The following is a 20,898-nucleotide window of genomic DNA, read 5'->3' as shown; positions in this document are numbered from 1 at the left end:
TTATCCTTATATAGCCAAAGATGGTCTTTTTTGGTCGCTTTCCTCAATAATTAAGATAAAAACAGAAAAAAGATGTATTAAAATTACAAGCTCAAATAAACAAAGGCCGTCTGAAAATATTTTTCAGACGGCCTTTTCATATCTATCTTTTATTGGCTGATGTCTTCCAGCGTACGGCCTTTGGTTTCCTCACCCAATACCAAGATTACCGCCACAATCAGCAGCATAACCAGCGCAAACATCATAAAGATATTGCCGAAGCCGCCGCTGTTGCCCACCATCGCCGCTACTACCATGGGGGCGAGTATGCCGCCGACGCGGCCGATGGCGCCTGCCCAGCCGGATGCGAAAGCACGGAAGCGCAAGGGGTAAAGTTCGGGGGTGTAGGTGTACAAAACGCCCCATGCGCCCAAGTTGAAGAAGGACATCAGGCTGCCCCAGACCATGACTTCGGCCGCAGTGGTGCTTTGTCCGAAAAACCATGCGCACACGGCACACGCGGCCAAAAAGCCTGCCAGCGTTGCTTTGCGGCCGACTCTTTCCACCAAAGCCGCGGCGGCTATATAGCCGGGAAGTTGCGCAACAATCATCACCAGCACATATTCAAAGGTTTTGACCACGGTATTGCCCTGCTCGACCAGCAGTTTGGGCAACCAAGTAAAAATGCCGTAATACGAAAACACGATGCCGAACCAAACCAGCCACAACATCAGCGTGCGCCGTGCAAACGGATGTTGCCAAAGTTGGACGAAGCGGATGCGTTCGCGCGGGACGGCCGGTGCGGCAACGGCTTCTGTCGGCGGCGTGATGCCCGATTGTATTTCCAACGCGGATACCAAATGGTGCGCCTCGTTGGTTTTGCCGCGAGAAAGCAGGTAAGGCACGGATTCTGGAACAAACTTCAACACCAACGGCACATAAAACAGAGGCAAGGCGCCGAATAAAAACGCGCTGTGCCAGCCGGTTTGCGGAATAAAGAAATAAGACACCAGCGCGGCCGAGAGCCAGCCCAAGCCCCAAAAGCTTTCCAGCAACACAATAAAACGGCCGCGTACTTTCGGCGGCGCATATTCGCTGACCAGCGACACGGCGACGGGCAGTTGGCCGCCCAAACCGACGCCGACAAAAAAGCGGCACACCAGCAAAACCGTCAAATCAGGCGCAAGCGCGCACAAACCTGTGGCAATGCTGTACACCACCATCGTGCCGGCAAAAACGGTTTTCCGTCCGAACCTGTCTGCCAGCCAGCCGCTGAATACCGCACCCAGAGCCATGCCGACAAAGGCAATACTGACAATCCAGCCCAACTGCGCCGGAGCCAGCGCCCAATCTTTGCCCAAAGCCGGCAATACAAACGACACCAAGCCTGTATCCATGGCATCAAACAGCCAACCTATGCCGACCAAAACCAGAAGTTTGTAATGAAATCGGGAAGGCGGCAGATTGTGCAGCCGCGTCAGAATATCCATCACTTCTTTCCTTTGTTTGTGTATGATTGAATTGGGTTTTAGCAATAAATGCTTTAATTTCAGTGACAAACCTGAAACCGAGACATTGTGTCGATTTTAACATTTATACAATATGCAAAGAATAGGAAGCACGCGATTTTTGACTATTTTTGAATATCTTAATTTCGGTGATAAACCGCATACCCTATTGGAACATGAAACAAGAAATCTCTTCAGGCCGTCTGAAAGTCGATGGTTTGGTTTTCAGACGGCCTGCCGTTTTTTGCAAAGGCTTCATGCTTGGGTTATGATGTTTATTTGTAATATGTAAACAGATGATTGCCTGTTTTTACATAACAGGCCGTCTGAACAACGGAGAACGATATGAATGCGGTTGTAATTGCGGTCATCATTATGCTTGTGCTGTCTTTATCGCGCGTGCATGTGGTGCTCAGCTTGGCTGTCGGCGCGTTTGTCGGCGGCTTGGTGGCCGGTATGCCTTTGGAGAATGTAACCAACACGGCCGGCGATGTGGTGCAGCAAGGGATTATTCCTGTTTTTAACGAAGGCCTGAAAGGCGGGGCGCAAATTGCGCTGTCTTATGCCATGCTCGGCGCGTTTGCCATGGCCATCACGCATTCCGGCCTGCCGCAACAGCTCGCCGGTGTGATTATCCGCAAGCTCAACGGCGGCGAAGGCAATGAGAAAGGCGAAGGTGCGGTCAAATGGCTGCTGCTGGCGATTATTTTGTGCATGGGCGTGATGAGCCAAAACGTTGTGCCGATTCATATTGCGTTTATCCCGATGATTATTCCGCCGCTGCTGTTGGTGTTCAACCGTTTGAAACTCGACCGCCGCTTGGTGGCCTGCGTGATTACGTTTGGCTTGGTAACGACTTATATGTTCCTGCCTTACGGTTTCGGCGCTATCTTCTTGAACGACATCATGTTGGGCAATATCCGCTCGGCAGGCATGGACACCAGCGGCATCAATGTGATGCACGCAATGGCGATTCCGGCTTTGGGCATGGTGTCCGGCTTGCTGCTGGCCTTTTTGCACTACCGCAAGCCGCGCATTTATCAAAACAATACCACTGACACGGAAGACAACCGTGCGGCAGTGCAACAACAAGAGCCTTCAACCTATCGCAGCTTGGTGGCGGCCGTGGCGATTGCCGTGTGTTTTGCCATTCAGCTTTCGTACGATGGTTCTCTGGTATTGGGCGCTATGTTGGGCTTTGCCGTATTTATGATGTTAGGCGTGATGAACCGCTCCGCCGCCAGCGATGTCTTCGGCGAAGGCATCAAAATGATGGCGATGGTCGGCTTTATTATGATTGCGGCACAAGGTTTCGCCGCCGTAATGAACGCGACCGGCGACATTCAGCCTTTGGTCGAACGCAGCATGGCTTTGTTCGGCGGCAATAAAGGCATGGCCGCATTGACCATGTTGTGCGTCGGCTTGCTGGTGACCATGGGCATCGGTTCGTCCTTCTCGACTTTGCCGATTATTACTGCGATTTATGTGCCTTTGTGCATCAGCTTGGGCTTCTCCCCAATGGCTACCGTGGCCATTGTCGGCACAGCAGGCGCGCTGGGAGATGCGGGTTCCCCCGCTTCCGACTCGACACTCGGCCCGACCATGGGTCTGAACGCCGACGGTCAACACGACCACATCCGCGATTCGGTTATCCCGACCTTTATCCACTACAATATCCCGCTGATGGCTGCCGGCTGGATTGCCGCGATGGTGCTGTAATATGAGCGATATTCAGGAATTGGAACACCGCATCACCGAGCTGGAAATTCAGACGGCCTTGCAGGAAGATTTAATCGGCAGCCTGAACGACACCATCGCCAAGATGCAGCAGGCTTTGGATTTGCAGCAAGGCCAGTTGCGGCTGCTGTATCAACGGATGCAGGACAAAGGCGCAAACGGCGAACGCGAACCGTACAGCCTGCGCGACGAGATTCCGCCGCATTATTGATAAACTAAAAAAGGGCGTGTTTGATACATGCCCTTTTCTTTCATAACAAAGGCCGTCTGAAAGTCAATCAAGCTTTCAGACGGCCTTTTAAACAATCAAACCTTATAAACAAGCCAATTCGTTAGCCATTTGCTGCTCAACGGTTTCACGTTGGCGGATAAGTTTGCATTCGTTGCCGTCAACCAATACTTCCGCCGCACGGTTGCGCGTGTTGTAGTTGCTCGCCATGCTTGAACCATACGCACCGGCGCTTCGGATAAGCAGCAAATCCCCTTCTTCGCAGGCGATGGTGCGGTCTTTGCCGAGGAAGTCGCCGGTTTCGCAAATCGGGCCGACGATATTGGCCGTCAGAGGCTCAATGTCTTTGGTTTCGACCGCTTCGATGTGATGATAGGCATCATAAAGCGCCGGACGCATCAAATCGTTCATCGCCGCATCGACCATCACAAAGTTTTTCTCTTCGCCATGTTTTACGAATTCGACTCGCGTCAACAACGCACCTGCATTGCCAACCAAACTACGGCCTGGCTCGAGGACCAGTTTCAGACGGCGTGTGCCGATTAGTTTTTGAACGGCTTGGGCATACGCGCCCAAATCAGGCACATTTTCGTCTTGATAAACAATGCCGACACCGCCGCCCAAGTCCAAGTGTTCCAACACAATGCCTTCGCCTGCCAGTTGGTCAACCAAGGCCAAAATACGTTCGCAGGCTTCAACAAGCGGGCTGAGGTCGGTCAGTTGCGAGCCGATATGGCAGTCGATACCAACGATTTTCAAATGGCTTTGTCGGGAAGCATGACGATAGGCCTCAAGCGCATCGGCATAGGCAATACCGAATTTATTGGCTTTCAAACCGGTGGAGATATAAGGATGAGTTTTGGCATCGACATCAGGATTGACGCGCAGGGAAACCGGAGCGACCTTACCCAAACGCGCGGCAACCTTTTGAATACGGTCGATTTCGGGAATGCTTTCCATATTGAAGCATTTCACGCCTGCATTCAGCGCAAATTCAATTTCTGCCTCACTCTTGCCCACACCAGAAAAAATCGTTTTCGCCGCATCGCCGCCGGCCGCCAAAACGCGCGCCAACTCGCCGCCGGACACAATGTCAAACCCGCTCCCCAAAGAAGCAAAGTGTTTGATGATGCTCAGGTTGCCATTGGCTTTCACTGCGTAGCAGACAAGCGGATTTAAAGCGGCAAACGCAGTTTGGTAGTTTTCAAACGCCTCGGTCAGCGCAGATTTGCTGTACACATAAAGCGGCGTGCCGAATTCCTCGGCAAGGTGGGAATAAGGGATTTGTTCGCAGGATAAGGTCATGTTTGTGAAGTCTTTTTTTAATCGTTGGTTTGAGTGGTCGGCTCTTTTGCCGTATCGAATTTCAAGCCGGTTTGAATCACGCCGAAGCGCGCCTTGTCGCCTTCTTTGGGCAGGTAGAGGTCGCCTTTGTAGCCGCAGGCAGAGAGCAGCAGAGCCGTTGCCGCTGCAAAAAATACGCCGTATTTCATCAGTAAAACTTTCTTCATCATTACGAATGTGGCAAGATTCGATATCTTAAACAAAAACCACACAAAAAGCCATGATGACCGAAAGCGAATTCATCCGCATGAGCGAAGAATTGTTTGAACATATTGAAGACCAAATCGATGAAAACGGCTGGGATTTCGACTGCCAGTTTGCCGGAAACGTACTGACCATCGAAGCCGAAGACGGCACGCAAATCATCGTTAACCGCCACACGCCCAACCAAGAATTGTGGATTGCCGCCAAAAGCGGCGGCTACCATTTCGCCGAGCAAAACGGCAAATGGCTGGCAACACGCGACGGACGAGATTTCTACGATGTTTTGAACGAAGCACTGAGTGCGGCTTCGGGCGAAGCAGTCAATATTGCCGAATTGTGATTCAGTCTCCAAACATCCCTAGCTAAAAATCTATTTACCTCAAAGGACACCAAATGCCCCTACTAGACAGTTTCAAAGTCGACCACACCCGTATGCACGCCCCTGCCGTACGCGTGGCCAAAACCATGACGACGCCCAAAGGCGACACCATTACCGTATTTGACCTGCGCTTCTGCATTCCCAACAAAGAAATCCTGCCCGAAAAAGGCATTCACACGCTGGAGCATTTGTTCGCCGGCTTTATGCGCGACCACTTAAACGGCAACGGCATCGAAATCATCGACATTTCCCCGATGGGCTGCCGCACCGGTTTCTACATGAGCCTCATCGGTACGCCCGATGAGCAAAAAGTAGCCGATGCATGGCTCGCTTCAATGCAGGATGTTTTGACCGTTCAAGACCAAAGCAAAATCCCCGAGCTGAACGAATACCAATGCGGTACTTATCTGATGCACTCGCTTGCCGAAGCGCACGAAATCGCCCAAAACGTTTTGGCACGCAAAGTCGCCGTCAATAAAAACGAAGAGCTGACATTGGACGAAAGTCTGTTGAACGCTTAATCCGCCATGACAGCAAAGGCCGTCTGAAACTTTATATGACAAATTTCAGACGGCCTAAAACCTTTTATTCCAATTTTCAACCTTCCAGCCACAGTTTTACACCGCCTAAAAATAAGTTGGCGGATGCTGACAGTGTACATAGTATAATTACACTTTGAACAAACAACCTGATTCTATTGCCTTTATGAAACCGTTTTTCTGCAAAACCGCCATTGCCCTCAGTCTGACCCTCCCCGCCGCCGCTAATGCTGCCGAATATGTCTGCAATGTTGAAGGCATTACTGTTTATGCTTCATACCAGATCAATGACGCCTGTCGCATAGTTGAAACAAACAATGTAACAGAAAACAGCGTCGTTGCAATTCCAGGCGACACTCCAGTTTTAAAAACGGTACAAACAACAGAATTTAAAGCATCTGCCGCTGACTACGTTCATGCTTCTCATGCAATGCCTGCAGTACAAACCCCAGTCGTTGTTGCTCGAAATGAATACGGTATTCCCGCACCTATTTCCATTCCGATGGCACAAACTCGACAAGCTGTGCCTGCGAATAAAACCATTGCAGACAGCGTAATTGTTTCCAACAATACGCCTGTTTTGGAAACACCAGCCGTTGCAAAACCTGAAAACTATGTTGTCGATGCTGCTGTCCACAACACAACTCCTGTCGTACAAACGCAGACGACTGCCGTTCAAGAGGACAACACTATTGTTCCTCCAATGCTCGCCGCACAAGCCCAACCTACTGCTTCTACCACGAAAACAGTTTCAGACGGCCTTGCTATTCTTAATAAAACACCAGTTGCTCAACCTGTTGTACCTGCAATCCAAATCCCACAAGAGATTATTCAAAATTCAACTGCTCAACCGCAAACTTCAACTACCCTAAATAACCAAGCGGTAGCAGCTCAGGATGAAGCGCTCGATAAAACACCTGCCAAAGTCGAGACTAAGCGTAAAGGCAAAACTTATACCAAAACCTCCTCTCGACGCAAAGCCAAGGTCAGCCGTACCAAAACAGCCGTTGTCCGCGCATCCGAAGAACAAGCAGCCAAACCTATTGCCACCGCTTCAACCGAACCAAGCATGCCGGCAACTGCCACTCCGGTAGAGCATGGCAAAACCACTGTCCCAACACCTTTCCCACAAGCATACAAACCGGCAGCCGATATTTTGCTGGATAAAGGAAATAGCGACAGCGATATCAAAATCCTGCCAAATGTACCGATTACCAGCGTGACCAACACAGCCGAAGCTGCCAATCCGCGCATCAATATTACCCTGCGCAACCGGCAGAACAAATCACGCAGTTCTTCATACAGCAAATACAAAGCCCCTGTTATCCGTACTGCCCCTGTGGTTACGCCGGTTCCTAAGCCAAGCCCTAAAGAAACCCGCAAACAGATATTGCAGACCGAAGTACGCAATGAACAGGCTGCCATTACCCGCCTTCAAACCCAGCTGAATGCGGCCAAACAAAAAGGCGATCAGATTAAAATCCAACAGCTGACCCGTACCATCAACGCCCGTAAAGCGAATATCCGCGCTATTCAAGGTGAGATGTCTCGTTGATTGGTTTTTGATACAAAAAGGCCGTCTGAAAATATTTTCAGACGGCCTTTTTAATGGTGCAAACCTTATTTATTCAAAAGACAAATACTTTCTCTAAAATCATTTGCTAATCACGCCAAAGTACATTTCTTCACATCCCTATCCTCGTACGCCATTACTTCTTCTATCCAATCGGCGATATTTTGCCAATAATATTGCGGCTTTTCAGACGGCCTATCAGTCTGAGTACCTTCATCATTCAACACAACGGAAACCCCCTGCTCTGCACCGGCTTCAAGCACAATCCAGATACTGCCTTCATGAGTATCGGCATGAGCTGCTTGATGTTCATATGCCCAACCAACCGCAGCTTGTCTGCCATTTTGCAAAGACTGTATCGCCAGCAATAATGGCTGAAAGCAAGTATCTACATTGTTGTCGACAGCTACGACCAAAGTTGCACCATGCGTGCCTAACGCTTGCGCGGCGTGAAAAACGGGAGAGGCGTGAAAAACGGGAGAGTTGTGCAGGTTGGCAATAAAGTCAAACGGCATCGCGGCGTGATGGTTCAGCACATTGTCTGCCATTTTTTCAAATACGGATGGCGAAGAAAACGGCGTACCGAGAAAAACGGCGCAATCAGAACGGATTTCGCTTTGTTCCTTCAATTGCCATGCACCAAGCGCGGCAATCAAACTCAAGCGGCTGAGGCGGCGGGTATCTATACCGCTTTGCTGCTTTAAGGTTTGTTTGAGGATTTTACCGCCGGTACCGGCGTCAGTATCAAAACGCACGGCGGCGGTAATACGGATATTAGGATTTACGGTTGCCATTGCCATACCAAAGATGTGTTGCTGCCGCCAAAACCAAACTGATTGGCCAAACAGAAAAAGCCGCCTTTTTGTGAAGCCGCGCACTCGGAAAAACGAATTTCCCGCCCCTGATAATCGTTGCTTCCGCCTTGTTTTAAAGCGGATAAAAGCAAGGCTGTTTCAAGGGCTGCCGTTGCGCCAAGCGTGTGTCCGATTTGCGGTTTGAACGCCATCAAGGGCGGCAGTGTACCGAATATATTTTCCAGTGCGGCCAATTCGGCGGCATCGCTGTCAGCCGTGCCGATGCCGTGTGTTTTAATGGCTGCAATGTTTTCAGGAGCGATGCCTGCAACATCCAAAGCGCGTCGCATCACTTGCTCCTGCGCTTGGCCATCGCTTTGAATCAGGTCATTGCCTGTATTGGCGGCGTGTCCGATAAGTTTCAGACGGGCTGAAGAAGATTCAGGAGCAGCGGAAGATAAGGCAAGCGCGGCAACACCTTCGCCTAAAATCAAACCGTTTCCGCCAAAAGGCTGATACTGTTCGGTCAGCAAACCCAAGCTGTGAAAATGCAGCAAAGTCAGTCGGTTGAGGTTTTCAATCCCAAGCACAAAGGCACGCTCCGCCTCGCCGCGCAAGCAGTTATCCGCCTGAATGAGCGCATGGGCGGATGAAGTGCAGGCAGTAGCGAAACTGAAAATCTGCCGATTGCCGCTGCGCCGGCGCAAATCTTCGGCGAGATAAAGCAGATTGTGTTCTTCTTCCGCCCTATTGCCCACAAAATGGCGGTTTTCATATTCGGAGATGGAATAGGAACTAGACCCGATAAACACCGGCGCATCGTGCCAGCTTTCAGACGGCCAGCCTGCATTTTCGGCGGCTCGGCGCAAATGTTGTTCGGCAATATCCGCAAATTCCTTCCGCCCCAAGCTGTCGCCGGCGAATGCACGAAAATAAGCAGCCTGCTGCGGCTGGTTTAAAAACGTATAAGACACCGCATCAGGCCGTCTGAAATCCGTTTGCGGATTCAAGGCAGAAGTGGCCGCCGTACCGCAAACCCAACTCACGCGCCATGCTCCGCACGGATAAACGCCGCCAAATCGCGTACGCACATCATATGTTTGCGCACCATCCGGTCGCCCTGCAGGCGCACTTGGAAATACTGTTGCAAGGTAACGCTGATTTGCAGCGCATCAAGCGAATCCAAACCGACCGGACTGTCATCACCAAACAAAAGCGCATCGTCGGTGAAATCATCCATATCCACATCGTCGGCCTTGTCGGCTTCTTGCACGATTAACTTTTTCAATTCCGCTTCCAGCTCGTGCTCGGCCAGCGTAAAGGTGTAAGACATTTTTTAAACTCCCATTTTTATCTTATGAAGCAACAGCTTGTTTGAGCGAAACTCGCTACGCTCGTTTTCAGACGGCCCGAACTTTATGCAAAATCGCCCCAAAGCGTCTGCATGGCGGCGATGGCTGCAAGTGAGGCGGTTTCGGTACGCAACACCCGTTTGCCAAGCGTAACGGATTGAAAACCGGCATCAAATGCCTGCTGCTCTTCCTTCTCCGTCCAGCCGCCTTCCGGGCCGACCATAAACACAACCTTACCGGACTGCGGCTGAACATCGCTCAGTTTTTGTGCGCGGTTCAAGCTCATTAACAGTTTGGTCGTTTCCTGCGGCAACTGTTGCAGAGCCTGTGCATAAGTCGTCAGCGGCAAAACCTTCGGCACAATATTGCGGCCGCTTTGTTCACACGCCGAAACGACGATTTCCTGCCAACGCGCCACCCGCTTTTCAGCGCGTTCGCCGCTCAAGCGGACGACACAGCGTTCGCTGATGACCGGGCGAATTTCTGCCACGCCCAATTCCACGCTTTTCTGCAAAGTGAAATCCATGCGCTCGGCGGCGGATACCGCCTGTACCAATGTAATGTTCAGCGGAGATTCGTTGTCCGTTGCCTCTTCACGCAGAATCCGCACGCTGGCGCGGCGTTTTTCCAAAACTTCGGGCAAAGCCGGATATGACTTACCATTGCCGTTGAACAACACGATTTCTTCCGTATTTTTCACGCGCAATACATTCAGATGGCGCACCACATTATCGGGTAATTCGACCACGCTGTCGGGGCTTAAGGCAAAATCAACATAAAATCGGGGCATGGTTTCCTGCTTTATTCATGTATATAATTTAAATTTAAAATTTCATGAATGAAGTTGAAACACGGCGACATACTCGCCTGATTTCGATTTCATCCACTATAATTTAAAACTTCCTGAATTTTAATCCACTGTCACGCAAAACTGCAAAAAACAAGGATACGCCGTGCTATACCGTTTACAGAAAGTCGTCCGCCACATCGCCCAAACCGAAGTCATGCCGCGTTTTCTGAACACGCCGTCACGACGCAAGGAAGACGGTTCGGTTTTGAGTGAAGCAGATTTGGCCGCACAAACCGCTTTTGCCGCCGCCCTGCCCTTATTGGAGGATTGTCCGATGTTGGGCGAGGAGATGAGCGTTCAGGAGCAAACCCGTTTGTGGAACGAACATTCAGACGGCCTGTGGATTGTCGACCCTATCGATGGCACAAACAACTTCGTCAACGGTTTGCCGCATTTTGCCGTATCCGTCGCGCTGGTTAAAAACGGCCACGCCGAATTGGGCGTGATTTACAATCCGGTCAGCGGCGAATGTTTCTACGCCGAACGCGGCAAAGGCGCATTTCTCAACGGTACGCCGCTGCCGCTGCGTTCCGAAAACAAAAAACTCAACGAATCCATTGCCGGCGTGGAAATCAAATACCTGCGTTCGGGCAAACTCGCCAGCCGCATGAATACCCTTGCCCCATTCGGCACAATCCGCAGCATGGGCAGCAGCACGCTCGACTGGTGCTACCTTGCCAGCGGCCGCTACGATATTTACATCCACGGCGGACAAAAGCTGTGGGACTACGCTGCCGGCGCATTGATTTTTGAAGAAGCCGGCGGCTGCCTGACCACTTTGGAAGGCGACGATTTTTGGAGCGGCGAACATGTATTCAAGCGTTCCGTCATCGCCGCATTGCAACCCGAGCTGTTTCAACAATGGGTGAAATGGATTCGAGAAAATCAGTAAAAATACCGTTTATCTTCAAAAAATCACGATTATCTCGCAACTTATTGAAATTATTTCACTTCTTAACAGCATTTAATACTAAAAACGGTAGAATACTAATCGCTGACACAACACCGCTCTTTCATCCCTTTTGGGCGGTGCAGCAAGTAAGACGTTTTCCCGCAATGTATTGGCCATTCATACTTCTCCCTTAGTATGAATGGTTTTTTTTATCTGCAAAAACAGCTCAGGCCGTCTGAACATTCAGACGGCCTATTTACATTACTATTTGAAAAACTGTCCACAACACGCCTTAAACTTTTTGCCCGAACCGCACAAACAAGGCTGTTTCATCGTCGGCAAAGCAACAGTCGGATCAATAAAGTACCAACGCCCGTCTATTTTCACAAACGCCGACAATTCATGATGGCACTCAGTTTGCCCGTTCTCTTCAAAATACGCCTCAAACTCGACCAAAGCATGCAGCTTGCCAAACGGTACATGACGGACAACCTTCAATCCCGACCACTGCGTCTGCCTACTCCATGCCGCCAAATCCTGCTTGTCCAACAAATTCTGTTGCGCAGGAACAGTCGTGTCCACGATATAGTCGATTTCCTGCAAAACATACGCGCTGTAACGCGAACGCATCAACTCTTCCGCCGTCGAGGCCGCCGCCTCACGCGCATGAAACGGTGCGCAACATTCCGCATAAACACGCCCCGACTGACAGGGGCAAAGTATAGCCGTCATTTCTAATCATCCGATAAATCCATTTCAAAATTATAACGCAAACCCGACTCAGGCCGTCTGAAAACGAGTGTAGCGGGTTTCGCTAAAACGTGCGTAAAGAGTTTCACTAAAATAAGCAAAGCGGGTTTCGCCAAAATAAACGCAACAATCTGATATAATGCGCCTTTTCGATTTTGACTATCCATGATGACCATTCCCATCCAAAGCATCAGCCGCCTGTTGCCGCAAACCCAATGCCGTGAGTGCGGCTATGAAGGCTGCTTACCCTATGCGCGCGCCCTGTCGGCAGGAGAAGCGCCGGTAAACCTGTGCGCGCCGGGTGGGGAAACCGTCATGAAAGACATTGCCGACCTATTGGGCAAGCCATACCTCGCGCCTGCAAAAACACAAATCAAAGCCGTAGCCCTGATTGACGAAGCCGTCTGCATCGGCTGTACCGCCTGCATCCGCGCCTGCCCTGTCGATGCCATTATGGGCGCATCCAAACTGATGCACACCGTCATCAGCGACGAATGCACCGGCTGCGGCTTGTGCGTTACCCCCTGTCCCGTCGACTGCATCGACATGGTTCCCTTATCGCAGCCCTTCCTGCCGTCCGCACGCCGTTTCAGCACCTCTACCGAACCGCGCTTTGCTGCCGCCGAACATGCTCAAAGCCGTTTTGAACGCCATACCGCACGCAAACAGCGCGACGATGCCGAACGCAAAGCCCTGCTGGCGCAACGCGAAGCCGCCGTCAAAGTCAAACAGGCCGCACAGGCACAAACCCAAACAGCCGCGCCAAGCGCCGCATTCAACCCCATGGATTTGATTGCCAAAGCCATGGCCAAAGCGCAATCGCAGCAGGACAAACTCGTCTCCTCCGACAACCGAGAAGACTTCAAAGCGCGCCAAATCGAAGAAGCCAAAGAACGCGCTGAACTGCGCCGCGCCCAACGTGATGCCAAATACGGCAACGAGGCTGAAAAAGCCGCCGCCATCGAATTTCTGCGCCGCTACAAAGCCGAGCAGGAAGCGGCCAAAGAAGCCCGCTGATTTCCAAAACAACAAACCCATTCCGACTGCATCAGGCCGTCTGAAAACATTGTACGAAAACCAATAACTTTATGACCACACAAGAATTTCCACACCAGCATACCGCCCATTGCGAAAGCGGTGTGATGTCCACCCTGCTCAAATACCATGGCCACAATTTAGACGAAGCCATGATTTTCGGCATTGCCCACGCGCTGACATTTGTCTGGATGCCGCTGATCAAATTAAACGGCATGCCGCTGGTTTCCTACCGCACCGCGCCGCGCAGCATCATCAAAAACACCTGCAAAGCATTGGGGCTGAAATTATCCGTCCGCAAATTTTCCGACGCACAAAGCGGACAAGCCGCATTGGATGCCGCGCTGTCCTCAGGCAAACTGGCTGGTTTGCAAACCTCCGTCTTTTGGCTGCCCTACTTCCCGCCGCAAATGCGTTTCCATTTCAACGCACACAATCTCTTGGTGTACGGCAAAGACGGCAACGACTACCTGATCAGCGACCCCGTATTTGAAACCGTACAACGCTGCGCCGCCGAAGATTTGCAACGGGCGCGCTTTGCCAAAGGCGTATTGGCGGCAAAAGGCATGATGTACACATTAGAAGACAACAGGCCGTCTGAAAAAATCATGGCAGACTTGCCCGCTATTATCCGCAAAGCCATACGCAAAAACGCCAAACATATGCTCGCGCCGGTCTTTTTCATCGGTGTAAAAGGCATCCGCACGCTGGCCAAAAAAATCGAGTCCCTGCCTGCCAAACAAAACGACAAATACCAAAAACTGTTCCTCGGCCATTTGGTGCGGATGCAGGAAGAAATCGGTACCGGCGGAGCAGGTTTCCGCTATATCTACGCCTACTTCCTCGAACAAGCCGCCCATATCTGCAACGAACCTACATTTCAGACGGCCTCAGAACAAATGACCGCCATCGGCGACCAATGGCGCCAATTCGCAGCAATGTGCGTGAAACAGTGCAAAAAACCGTCCGAAAACGGCTGCCGCAACATTGCCGAATTTCTGCGCAAAATTGCGGATGATGAAGAAGCGTTATGGCGGGGATTATTGAAATAATCAGGATTTATTCGATCCCGATTAATCTACCGTGAATTATTTTGACATTCAGGCCATCTGAAAACTAAAAGAAATTTAAAATGCGTTACCTAGCTACTGTCTTATTATTGTGTTCCGCCCTAACCCATGCCGCGCCGCCGGACGGCTTTGCCTTGGTTCATGATGCCGACGGACATACCAACTTACGCGAAAGCCCCGATTTGAATGCCAGAGTCTTGGCAAAAATCCCCAACGGCACACCGTTGAAATGTTTGGGTGATGGTGGCGAAGGCAGTTTGAGTTTCTGTACTGCCCAGCTTCAACAACCTGCCGCAGAAGACTACGGTTTCATCCATTACAGCCGTCTGATATTTCCCGCCTCCGACAAAAGCTTCGTCCGCCTGCGCGAACAATCCGGTCGCGACGATACGCTGACTTTGTCCGGTAGCGGACAAAAGGTACACATCGTTGCCCGCCGCATCCATCCAAAACTCAGCGACTTCTCGGGCATCAACAAAGACAAATACACCGCGCGGCTCTATCGAGGCAAACCTTTCTATGGTACAGAGAACGACATTCCCAAAAGCGTATTTGCGCTTGAACGTATCACGCTAAACGGTCAAGCGGTTCCCGCTGCCGAACTGCAAGGACTGTTCTCGCCCGATTTTGCCGCCACCGCACGCGACAGCAATGTATATCAAGGCTGGGAAGCTTATTACCGCCGCAGCGATAAAACGCTTTATCTGTTTGGCAGACAAGGTTCGGACGGTGATCCTTTCGGCGTCTGCTTTATATTTAAGGACAGCAAATTCCAGCACCGTTATTTATGGGGTGCTGCGATTTAAATATCGCTCGAAAGGCCGTCTGAAACCATGATTCAAATCCAATCCCTCTCCCACCATTATCCCAAAGCCGAAACTGCCGCGCTGGACAATGTGTCGTTCGATATTGCCGACGGCGAATGTTTGGGGCTGCTCGGCCACAACGGTGCGGGGAAAACGACGCTGATGTCGCTTTTGGCCGGCTTGCAGGAAGTACGGCAGGGCGAAATTTTGTTTGACGGCAAGCCGTTGCGCCTGTTAAGCCGCAACGAGCGGCAAAAAATCGGTTTGGTGCCGCAGGATTTCGCGTTTTATCCGCAGCTTTCGGTGTGGGACAACCTGCTGTTTTTCGCCTCACTTTACAAAGTGCGCGACAAAGGCCGTCTGAACGCGCTGTTGGAGCAGACCGACCTGACCGCCCACAAAAACAAAGCGGCAAAGCATCTTTCGGGCGGGCTTAAACGCCGTCTGAATTTTGCCATCGGCCTGATTAACTCTCCACAACTGGTGTTCCTCGACGAAATCACGGTCGGCATCGACCCGCAGTCGCGCCGCTTTATCCTCGACAGCGTGGCGGATTTGACACGGCAGGGAGTAACCGTGGTTTATACCTCACACTATCTGTCGGAAATTGAGCAGCTTTGCGACAAAATCGCGCTGCTGCAGCACGGCAAGCTGGTGTACCACGGCGGTTTGGACGAGCTTTTAAGTACGCAAACAGGTGTCGTGCTCTTTACCGTCGAACCGCCACTGCCGCCTCAAACGCTGACTGCTTTGGGTGCCAAGCAAGTGGACAGCCGCGGCATGATGGAAACGACGCACGATGCCGCCGCCGTTTACGCCGCCCTGCAACAAAGCGGCGCACAAATCCGCTACTTCCAGCAGGGACACGGTTCGCTGGAAACGTTTTACCTTGATTTCCTGCGCAAAGACAAACCGGCAACAGATAAGCAAAATCCACAATGACGATTTCCTCCCTCCTCAAAGAACTCAAACTGCTCTGCCGCGACCTGCACGGTTTGGCCGTGTTGTTTGTGATGCCCATCGCCTTCATGCTGATTATGTCGTTGGCGCTAAGCCGCGACCAAGATCCGCACACTGACAGCCGTATCGCGCTGGTTGGTGCAACAAACGACAATATCAATACCGCGCTGGCCGCCGCTCTGGAAAAAGAGCAGATTCATGTTACGCGGATGCCGTCTGAAAAACTGACCGACGCGCAAAACGGCCTACACGACAAGCGTTTCCAACTGGTGCTGCACAACCCGAACCCCGCTTCCGGCAAAATCGCCGACGACAAAGCCCTGCAAATCTATGTACCGCCCGATACCGAGCCTTCATGGCTGGCGGCTGTCAAAGGCGTTTTGCAGCAGCACTACACCGAAACGCGGCTAGACGCCTATTTCGACAACAACGACGGCATCAAAATCGACAATAAAAAACTGCCCCGCTCCATCCGCAAAGACATCCAGAAAAAAGTCGATGAAAAAAACGACGAACAATTCGCCGCCGTGCGCAGCTTTTTAGATAAAAAAATGCTGGAAGAACACTATCTGAGTGCAGGCAGCGGCACGGTGGAAAAACCCAACGCCGTACAACACAGCGTTCCCGCATGGCTGATTTTCGGTATGTTTTTCATCATGATACCGCTGTCGAACGTTATGGCGCTGGAACGCCAGACCAACACCATTACTCGCCTGCGCCTCGCCCGCGCTTCCGCATCCGGCCTGATTGTAGCGAAACTTGTCCCCTATTTCCTGATTAACCAGCTTCAGTTTGTCGGAATGCTGCTGCTCGGCCGCTACCTGCTGCCCGAAATCGGCGTGCCCGCCCTCATACTCAACGGCAGCCTTGTTCCCTACGCGCCGCTGTCCGCCGCCGTCAGCGCTGCCGCACTCGGCTACGCGCTTCTAATCAGCGTCTGCGCCAAATCCACCGAACACGCCGTCGTCCTCGGCGGCGGCGGCATCATCCTAATGGCGGCAATCGGCGGCATTATGGTGCCCGCCCACGTCATGCCCGAAACCATGCAGCAACTCACTTGGATTTCCCCGATGGCTTGGGGCTTGAAGGCTTTTCAGGAATTACTGCTCAACCGCAGCGGACTGGACGGAATTGGCCGTTATCTGCTTCTACTGTCAGCATTCTCTTTTGCCTCGTTGACTGCTGCCGTATTGGTTTATCGTAAACAGTTGCAGACGCAGGTTAGGTTTTAAACGTTTGTCTGCCCTAGGTAGACTTATTTCTCAAAACCATTCCTATAAAACTCCAGGCCGTCTGAAAATACTTTCAGACGGCCTGATGCTTGATATGCTATGAATTGTTTCAATAACAAAATATGTTCAACAAAATCCTAAAATCCAAACGTAAAAAAACCTGCTTTTTTCAAAGCAGGTTTTCATATTTGGTGGGTCGTGAGCGATTCGAACGCTCGACCAACGGATTAAAAGTCCGCTGCTCTACCGACTGAGCTAACGACCCGATAAGCTGTGCATTATAGAGACGGGTCACACAGCTGTCAACACCTTTTTTAAATTTTTTTATTCGACAACGATTTTCGGGAAGCGGCTGCTGAAGTCTTTGCCTTTATCGGCAATGGCCAGCGCAATTTGGAATGCGGCTTCGGTGTAGATGTCGGCGATGGTTTGGTTGTTTTCAAACAAGGCTGAAGATGTGCCGTTGTCCATGGCTTCGCGTACAGGCAAGCTCAACGGAAGCTGGCCGAGCAACGGTACATTCAAACGCTCTGCCAGGTTTTTACCGCCTTCTGCGCCAAAAATTGCTTCGGCATGGCCGCAGTTGGTGCAAATATGGACAGACATGTTTTCCAAAACGCCCAAAATCGGGATATTGACTTTGTTGAACATATCCACGGCTTTGCGTGCATCAATCAGGGCGATGTCTTGCGGCGTGGTGACGACAACGGAGCCGGTTACGGGGATTTTTTGCGACAGGGTCAATTGGATATCGCCGGTACCGGGCGGCAGGTCGATGAAGAGATAATCGACATTGTCCCATTCGCTTTGGAACATAAGCTGTTGCAAGGCTTGGCTGACCATCGGGCCGCGCCAAACGACGGCTTGGTCGGTATCGACCAGGAAACCGATGGACATCACTTGAATGCCGCTTTCGGCTTCAACGGGAATGAGTTTTTTGTTTTGTTGGTCGGGTTTGCGGTCTTGTACGCCGAGCATGGTGGGCTGGCTTGGGCCGTACAGGTCGGCATCGAGTACGCCGACACGCGCACCCATTCTGGCCATTGCGGTGGCAAGGTTGGCAGTGGTCGTTGATTTGCCGACGCCGCCTTTGCCCGATGCAACGGCGATGATGTTTTTCACGCCTTTGATGGTTGCTACGCCGGGTTGAACTTTATGCGTACCGATTTCGGTATCGATACTCAAGTGAATGTGGGTATCGCCGATATGCGAAATGACGGCTTCTTGAACGGCGTTGGCAATGTCTGCGGCAATATGGACAACTGGGAACGCGAATTTCAGGCCGATATGCAGGCCGTCTGAATGCTCTTCCAGAAGCAAAACGGCTTTTTCGCTGCCCAAAGTGCGTATTGTGGTGGGAATCAACACGGCATCGAGTGCGGTTCGGATGGCTGGAATATTCATAATCTGCCTCTTGAATGTGGGAAATTGTTTGATGTGCGCGATTTGCCTGCCTGACAAATCTGCTGAATTATACCCTTGAACGCCATGCAAGGGATACGCCCGAAAAACTTCAGGCTGCCTGAATCATCGGGCAGCCTGAAAAGCGGGTCAACTGAAACGCGGCCTTATTCGCTCAAGAGCGCAATGTCGGCAACTGCGTTCATTTGTTCTGCCAAGCGGTTCAGCAGGTTCAAACGGTTTTGTTTTACGGCGGCATCTTCAGCCATTACCATCACGCTGTCGAAGAAGGCATCGACTTGCGGCTTGACGGAAGCAAGCTCGGACAAAGCAGTTTGGAAATTGCCTTCGGCAACGGCAGCGGAGATTTTCGGCTGCAAACCTTGAGCGGCGGCATACAAGGCTTTTTCTTCGTCTTGTTGCAGCAGGCTTTCGTTAACCGCGCCCAACTCGGCATCGGCTTTTTTCAGCAGGTTTTGCACGCGTTTGTTGGCTGCGGCCAATGCTGCGGCTTCGGGCAGCTGTTTGAACGCGGCAACGGCCTGCAGTTTGGCCACTACGTCGTCCAAACGGCGCGGCTGTTTCGCCAATACGGCGGCGACGATGTCTTGCGGATAATCATTTTGCAACAACACGGCCAAACGCGCCTGCATGAAGTCGGCGGTTTCAGACGGCGTTTTTTCGTTGAGCAAACCTTTGGGGAAGCTGTCGAAGGCCGTCTGAATCAGTTCGTTTACATCCAAACCGTACTGCATCAGCATACGCAAAATACCCAAGGCGGCGCGGCGCAGGGCGTATGGGTCTTTGTCGCCGGTTGGAATCAGGCCGATGCCCCAAATGCCGACCAAGGTTTCCAGTTTGTCGGCCAAAGCAACGGCGGTGGCCACTTTGCCCTCTGGCAGGTTGTCGCCGGCAAAACGCGGTTGGTAGTGTTGCTCGATGGCTTCGGCGATTTCTTCGGTTTCACCGTCCAAACGGGCGTAGTATTTGCCCATCGTGCCTTGCAATTCGGGGAACTCGCCGACCATTTCGGTGACCAAGTCGGCTTTGGCCAAACGTGCGGCGCGCTCGGCTGCGGCGGCATCCGCACCCAATGCTTTGGCGATATGGGCGGCGATGCTTTGCAGGCGTTCGATGCGTTCGGCCTGCGAACCAATTTTGTTGTGGTAAACCACGCTGGACAATTTCGGCAGGCGGCTTTCCAAAGTCGCTTTTTGGTCTTGTTTGTAGAAGAACTCGGCATCAGACAGGCGCGCGCGCAAGACGCGTTCGTTGCCTTGGATGATGTGTGACGGGTCTTCGGTTTGTAGGTTGGACACCAGCAGGAAGCGGTTCATCAGCTTGCCGTTTTGATCGAGCAGCGGGAAGTATTTTTGGTTTTGCTGCATGGTCAGAATCAGGCATTCTTGCGGTACGGCGAGGAAGTGTTCTTCAAAACCGGCTTCCAATACCACAGGCCATTCGACCAATGCGGTCACTTCGTCCAACAATGCTTCATCGGCGGCAACAGTCGCGTTCAGACGGCCTGCCTGCTCGTTCAAGGCCGTCTGAATGGCGGCTTTGCGTTCGGCAAATGATGCTTCCACTTTGCCTTGCTCGCGCATTTGTGCGGCGTAGCTGTCGGCATTTTCGATGGCGATTTCGCCGCTGGAAAGGAAGCGGTGACCCAATGTTTTGTTGCCACTTTGCAAGCCCAAAACGCTGACGTTTACGATGTCGCCGCCGTGCAGCACGATCAGGCTGTGTACAGGGCGCACGAAGGTAAATGTACTGCTGCCCCAACGCATGACTTTAGGAATTGGCAGTTTTTTCACTGCGGCATTGATGATGTCTTCCAAAAGCTCGCCCAGCGGTTTGCCGGTTTGGACGTATTCGTAGGCATACACGTCTTGCTTGCCGTCGTTGATGACGGTCAAGTCTTCGATTTTCGCACCCGCACCGCGCGCAAAACCTTCCAAAGCCTTAGTCGGCGCACCGTCTTTCATGGCATTTGCCACGGCCGGGCCTTTTTTCACGATTTTTTGGTCGGCTTGAACGGCTTTCACGTTTTTGACTTGAACGGCCAAACGGCGCGGAGAAGCGTAGGCAGTGTATTCGGCTGCGCCGTCAATCAGTTGCGCCTTTTCCAAGCCTTCGGCAACGGAAGCGGCAAAATGGTTGCCCAGATTATTGAGGGCTTTTGGCGGGAGTTCTTCAGTGAGAAGTTCGATTAAGAGGGTTTGGGTTGTCATGTGCTTATCGTTAAATAGGAAATTGGTTTGGCG

Annotated in this window: 21 protein-coding genes and 1 tRNA gene; 11 read left to right on the top strand and 11 right to left on the bottom strand. The window is 51.7% G+C overall.

What is annotated here, in order from left to right; genetic code table 11:
• Positions 1-149: 149 nt before the first annotated feature.
• The gene (locus tag ACTHR2_RS04490) at positions 150-1,469 is read right to left on the bottom strand and encodes an MFS transporter (RefSeq protein ID WP_440375406.1); all 1,320 of its coding nucleotides are present in this window, start codon (positions 1,467-1,469) and stop codon (positions 150-152) included.
• A 363-nt stretch (positions 1,470-1,832) separates the two neighbouring features.
• On the opposite strand from ACTHR2_RS04490, the gene ACTHR2_RS04485 reads away from it, so the two are divergent.
• A complete protein-coding gene (locus tag ACTHR2_RS04485; RefSeq protein ID WP_440375405.1) occupies positions 1,833-3,206 on the top strand; it encodes a Na+/H+ antiporter family protein in 1,374 nt (457 codons plus the stop codon).
• 1 nt (position 3,207) lies between these two features.
• Complete coding sequence (locus ACTHR2_RS04480) at positions 3,208-3,435, top strand: SlyX family protein (RefSeq protein ID WP_049348560.1); 228 nt, start codon at positions 3,208-3,210, stop codon at positions 3,433-3,435.
• Between the two features lie 102 nt (positions 3,436-3,537).
• Here the strand turns inward: ACTHR2_RS04480 and lysA are convergent, their stop codons facing one another.
• Positions 3,538-4,758 carry a diaminopimelate decarboxylase gene (gene lysA / locus ACTHR2_RS04475; RefSeq protein WP_263340266.1) on the bottom strand — a complete coding sequence of 407 codons (1,221 nt, stop codon included), beginning with the start codon at positions 4,756-4,758 and terminating at the stop codon, positions 3,538-3,540.
• Between the two features lie 17 nt (positions 4,759-4,775).
• Entirely contained in the window at positions 4,776-4,967 is a 192-nt protein-coding gene (gene lptM, locus ACTHR2_RS04470; RefSeq protein WP_003684659.1) for an LPS translocon maturation chaperone LptM, read from the bottom strand.
• A 50-nt stretch (positions 4,968-5,017) separates the two neighbouring features.
• On the opposite strand from lptM, the gene cyaY reads away from it, so the two are divergent.
• From cyaY to ACTHR2_RS04455, 3 genes are all read left to right on the top strand, one after another.
• Positions 5,018-5,341 (top strand): iron donor protein CyaY, encoded by a 324-nt coding sequence (gene cyaY / locus ACTHR2_RS04465; RefSeq protein WP_003748229.1) that lies wholly within the window; start codon positions 5,018-5,020, stop codon positions 5,339-5,341.
• A 53-nt stretch (positions 5,342-5,394) separates the two neighbouring features.
• Positions 5,395-5,901, top strand: coding sequence for an S-ribosylhomocysteine lyase (gene luxS / locus ACTHR2_RS04460; protein WP_263340260.1), 507 nt, complete (start codon positions 5,395-5,397; stop codon positions 5,899-5,901).
• Positions 5,902-6,085: 184 nt separating this feature from the next.
• Entirely contained in the window at positions 6,086-7,474 is a 1,389-nt protein-coding gene (locus tag ACTHR2_RS04455; RefSeq protein ID WP_263340257.1) for a hypothetical protein, read from the top strand.
• 110 nt (positions 7,475-7,584) lie between these two features.
• Here the strand turns inward: ACTHR2_RS04455 and ACTHR2_RS04450 are convergent, their stop codons facing one another.
• From ACTHR2_RS04450 to ACTHR2_RS04435, 4 genes are all read right to left on the bottom strand, one after another.
• Positions 7,585-8,292, bottom strand: a complete 708-nt coding sequence (locus tag ACTHR2_RS04450; protein WP_440375404.1) for a hypothetical protein — start codon at positions 8,290-8,292, stop codon at positions 7,585-7,587.
• Positions 8,274-9,332, bottom strand: a complete 1,059-nt coding sequence (locus tag ACTHR2_RS04445) for a beta-ketoacyl synthase N-terminal-like domain-containing protein (RefSeq protein ID WP_263341875.1) — start codon at positions 9,330-9,332, stop codon at positions 8,274-8,276. The genes ACTHR2_RS04450 and ACTHR2_RS04445 overlap by 19 nt, the downstream gene beginning before the upstream one ends.
• Complete coding sequence (locus ACTHR2_RS04440) at positions 9,329-9,619, bottom strand: phosphopantetheine-binding protein (protein ID WP_263340251.1); 291 nt, start codon at positions 9,617-9,619, stop codon at positions 9,329-9,331. The genes ACTHR2_RS04445 and ACTHR2_RS04440 overlap by 4 nt, the downstream gene beginning before the upstream one ends.
• Positions 9,620-9,702: 83 nt before the next feature.
• On the bottom strand, positions 9,703-10,428 hold the full coding sequence (locus ACTHR2_RS04435; RefSeq protein WP_263340246.1) for a 16S rRNA (uracil(1498)-N(3))-methyltransferase: 726 nt from the start codon (positions 10,426-10,428) through the stop codon (positions 9,703-9,705).
• Between the two features lie 163 nt (positions 10,429-10,591).
• On the opposite strand from ACTHR2_RS04435, the gene ACTHR2_RS04430 reads away from it, so the two are divergent.
• The gene (locus ACTHR2_RS04430; RefSeq protein ID WP_003684681.1) at positions 10,592-11,380 is read left to right on the top strand and encodes an inositol monophosphatase family protein; all 789 of its coding nucleotides are present in this window, start codon (positions 10,592-10,594) and stop codon (positions 11,378-11,380) included.
• 264 nt (positions 11,381-11,644) lie between these two features.
• On the opposite strand, the gene ACTHR2_RS04425 is transcribed toward ACTHR2_RS04430, so the two are convergent.
• The gene (locus ACTHR2_RS04425; RefSeq protein WP_440375403.1) at positions 11,645-12,112 is read right to left on the bottom strand and encodes a YchJ family protein; all 468 of its coding nucleotides are present in this window, start codon (positions 12,110-12,112) and stop codon (positions 11,645-11,647) included.
• A 186-nt stretch (positions 12,113-12,298) separates the two neighbouring features.
• Here ACTHR2_RS04425 and ACTHR2_RS04420 point away from each other — a divergent pair, with 186 nt between their 5' ends.
• The 5 genes from ACTHR2_RS04420 (at position 12,299) to ACTHR2_RS04400 (ending at position 17,233) form a co-directional block, all read left to right on the top strand.
• Positions 12,299-13,147: an RnfABCDGE type electron transport complex subunit B gene (locus tag ACTHR2_RS04420; RefSeq protein ID WP_440375436.1), complete on the top strand. Its 849-nt coding sequence runs from the start codon at positions 12,299-12,301 to the stop codon at positions 13,145-13,147.
• A gap of 71 nt (positions 13,148-13,218) precedes the next feature.
• The gene (locus tag ACTHR2_RS04415) at positions 13,219-14,217 is read left to right on the top strand and encodes a BtrH N-terminal domain-containing protein (protein ID WP_371460354.1); all 999 of its coding nucleotides are present in this window, start codon (positions 13,219-13,221) and stop codon (positions 14,215-14,217) included.
• An 80-nt stretch (positions 14,218-14,297) separates the two neighbouring features.
• Positions 14,298-15,041 (top strand): SH3 domain-containing protein, encoded by a 744-nt coding sequence (locus ACTHR2_RS04410; RefSeq protein WP_440375402.1) that lies wholly within the window; start codon positions 14,298-14,300, stop codon positions 15,039-15,041.
• A gap of 27 nt (positions 15,042-15,068) precedes the next feature.
• A complete protein-coding gene (locus ACTHR2_RS04405; RefSeq protein ID WP_440375401.1) occupies positions 15,069-15,983 on the top strand; it encodes an ABC transporter ATP-binding protein in 915 nt (304 codons plus the stop codon).
• On the top strand, positions 15,980-17,233 hold the full coding sequence (locus ACTHR2_RS04400) for an ABC transporter permease (protein ID WP_263340225.1): 1,254 nt from the start codon (positions 15,980-15,982) through the stop codon (positions 17,231-17,233). Before ACTHR2_RS04405 ends, ACTHR2_RS04400 begins: the two co-directional genes overlap by 4 nt.
• A 189-nt stretch (positions 17,234-17,422) precedes the next feature.
• Here ACTHR2_RS04400 and ACTHR2_RS04395 read toward each other — a convergent pair.
• The 3 genes from ACTHR2_RS04395 to glyS form a co-directional block, all read right to left on the bottom strand.
• Positions 17,423-17,498: transfer RNA gene (locus ACTHR2_RS04395), tRNA-Lys, on the bottom strand.
• A gap of 59 nt (positions 17,499-17,557) precedes the next feature.
• Entirely contained in the window at positions 17,558-18,637 is a 1,080-nt protein-coding gene (gene apbC / locus ACTHR2_RS04390) for an iron-sulfur cluster carrier protein ApbC (protein WP_263340213.1), read from the bottom strand.
• A gap of 164 nt (positions 18,638-18,801) precedes the next feature.
• Entirely contained in the window at positions 18,802-20,865 is a 2,064-nt protein-coding gene (glyS, locus tag ACTHR2_RS04385; RefSeq protein WP_263340210.1) for a glycine--tRNA ligase subunit beta, read from the bottom strand.
• Between the last annotated feature and the right edge of the window lie 33 nt (positions 20,866-20,898).

It is taken from the genome of Neisseria sp. P0006.S004, assembly GCF_051963015.1.
GTDB lineage: Bacteria > Pseudomonadota > Gammaproteobacteria > Burkholderiales > Neisseriaceae > Neisseria.
This window is presented reverse-complemented; position numbering and strand designations above follow the sequence as displayed.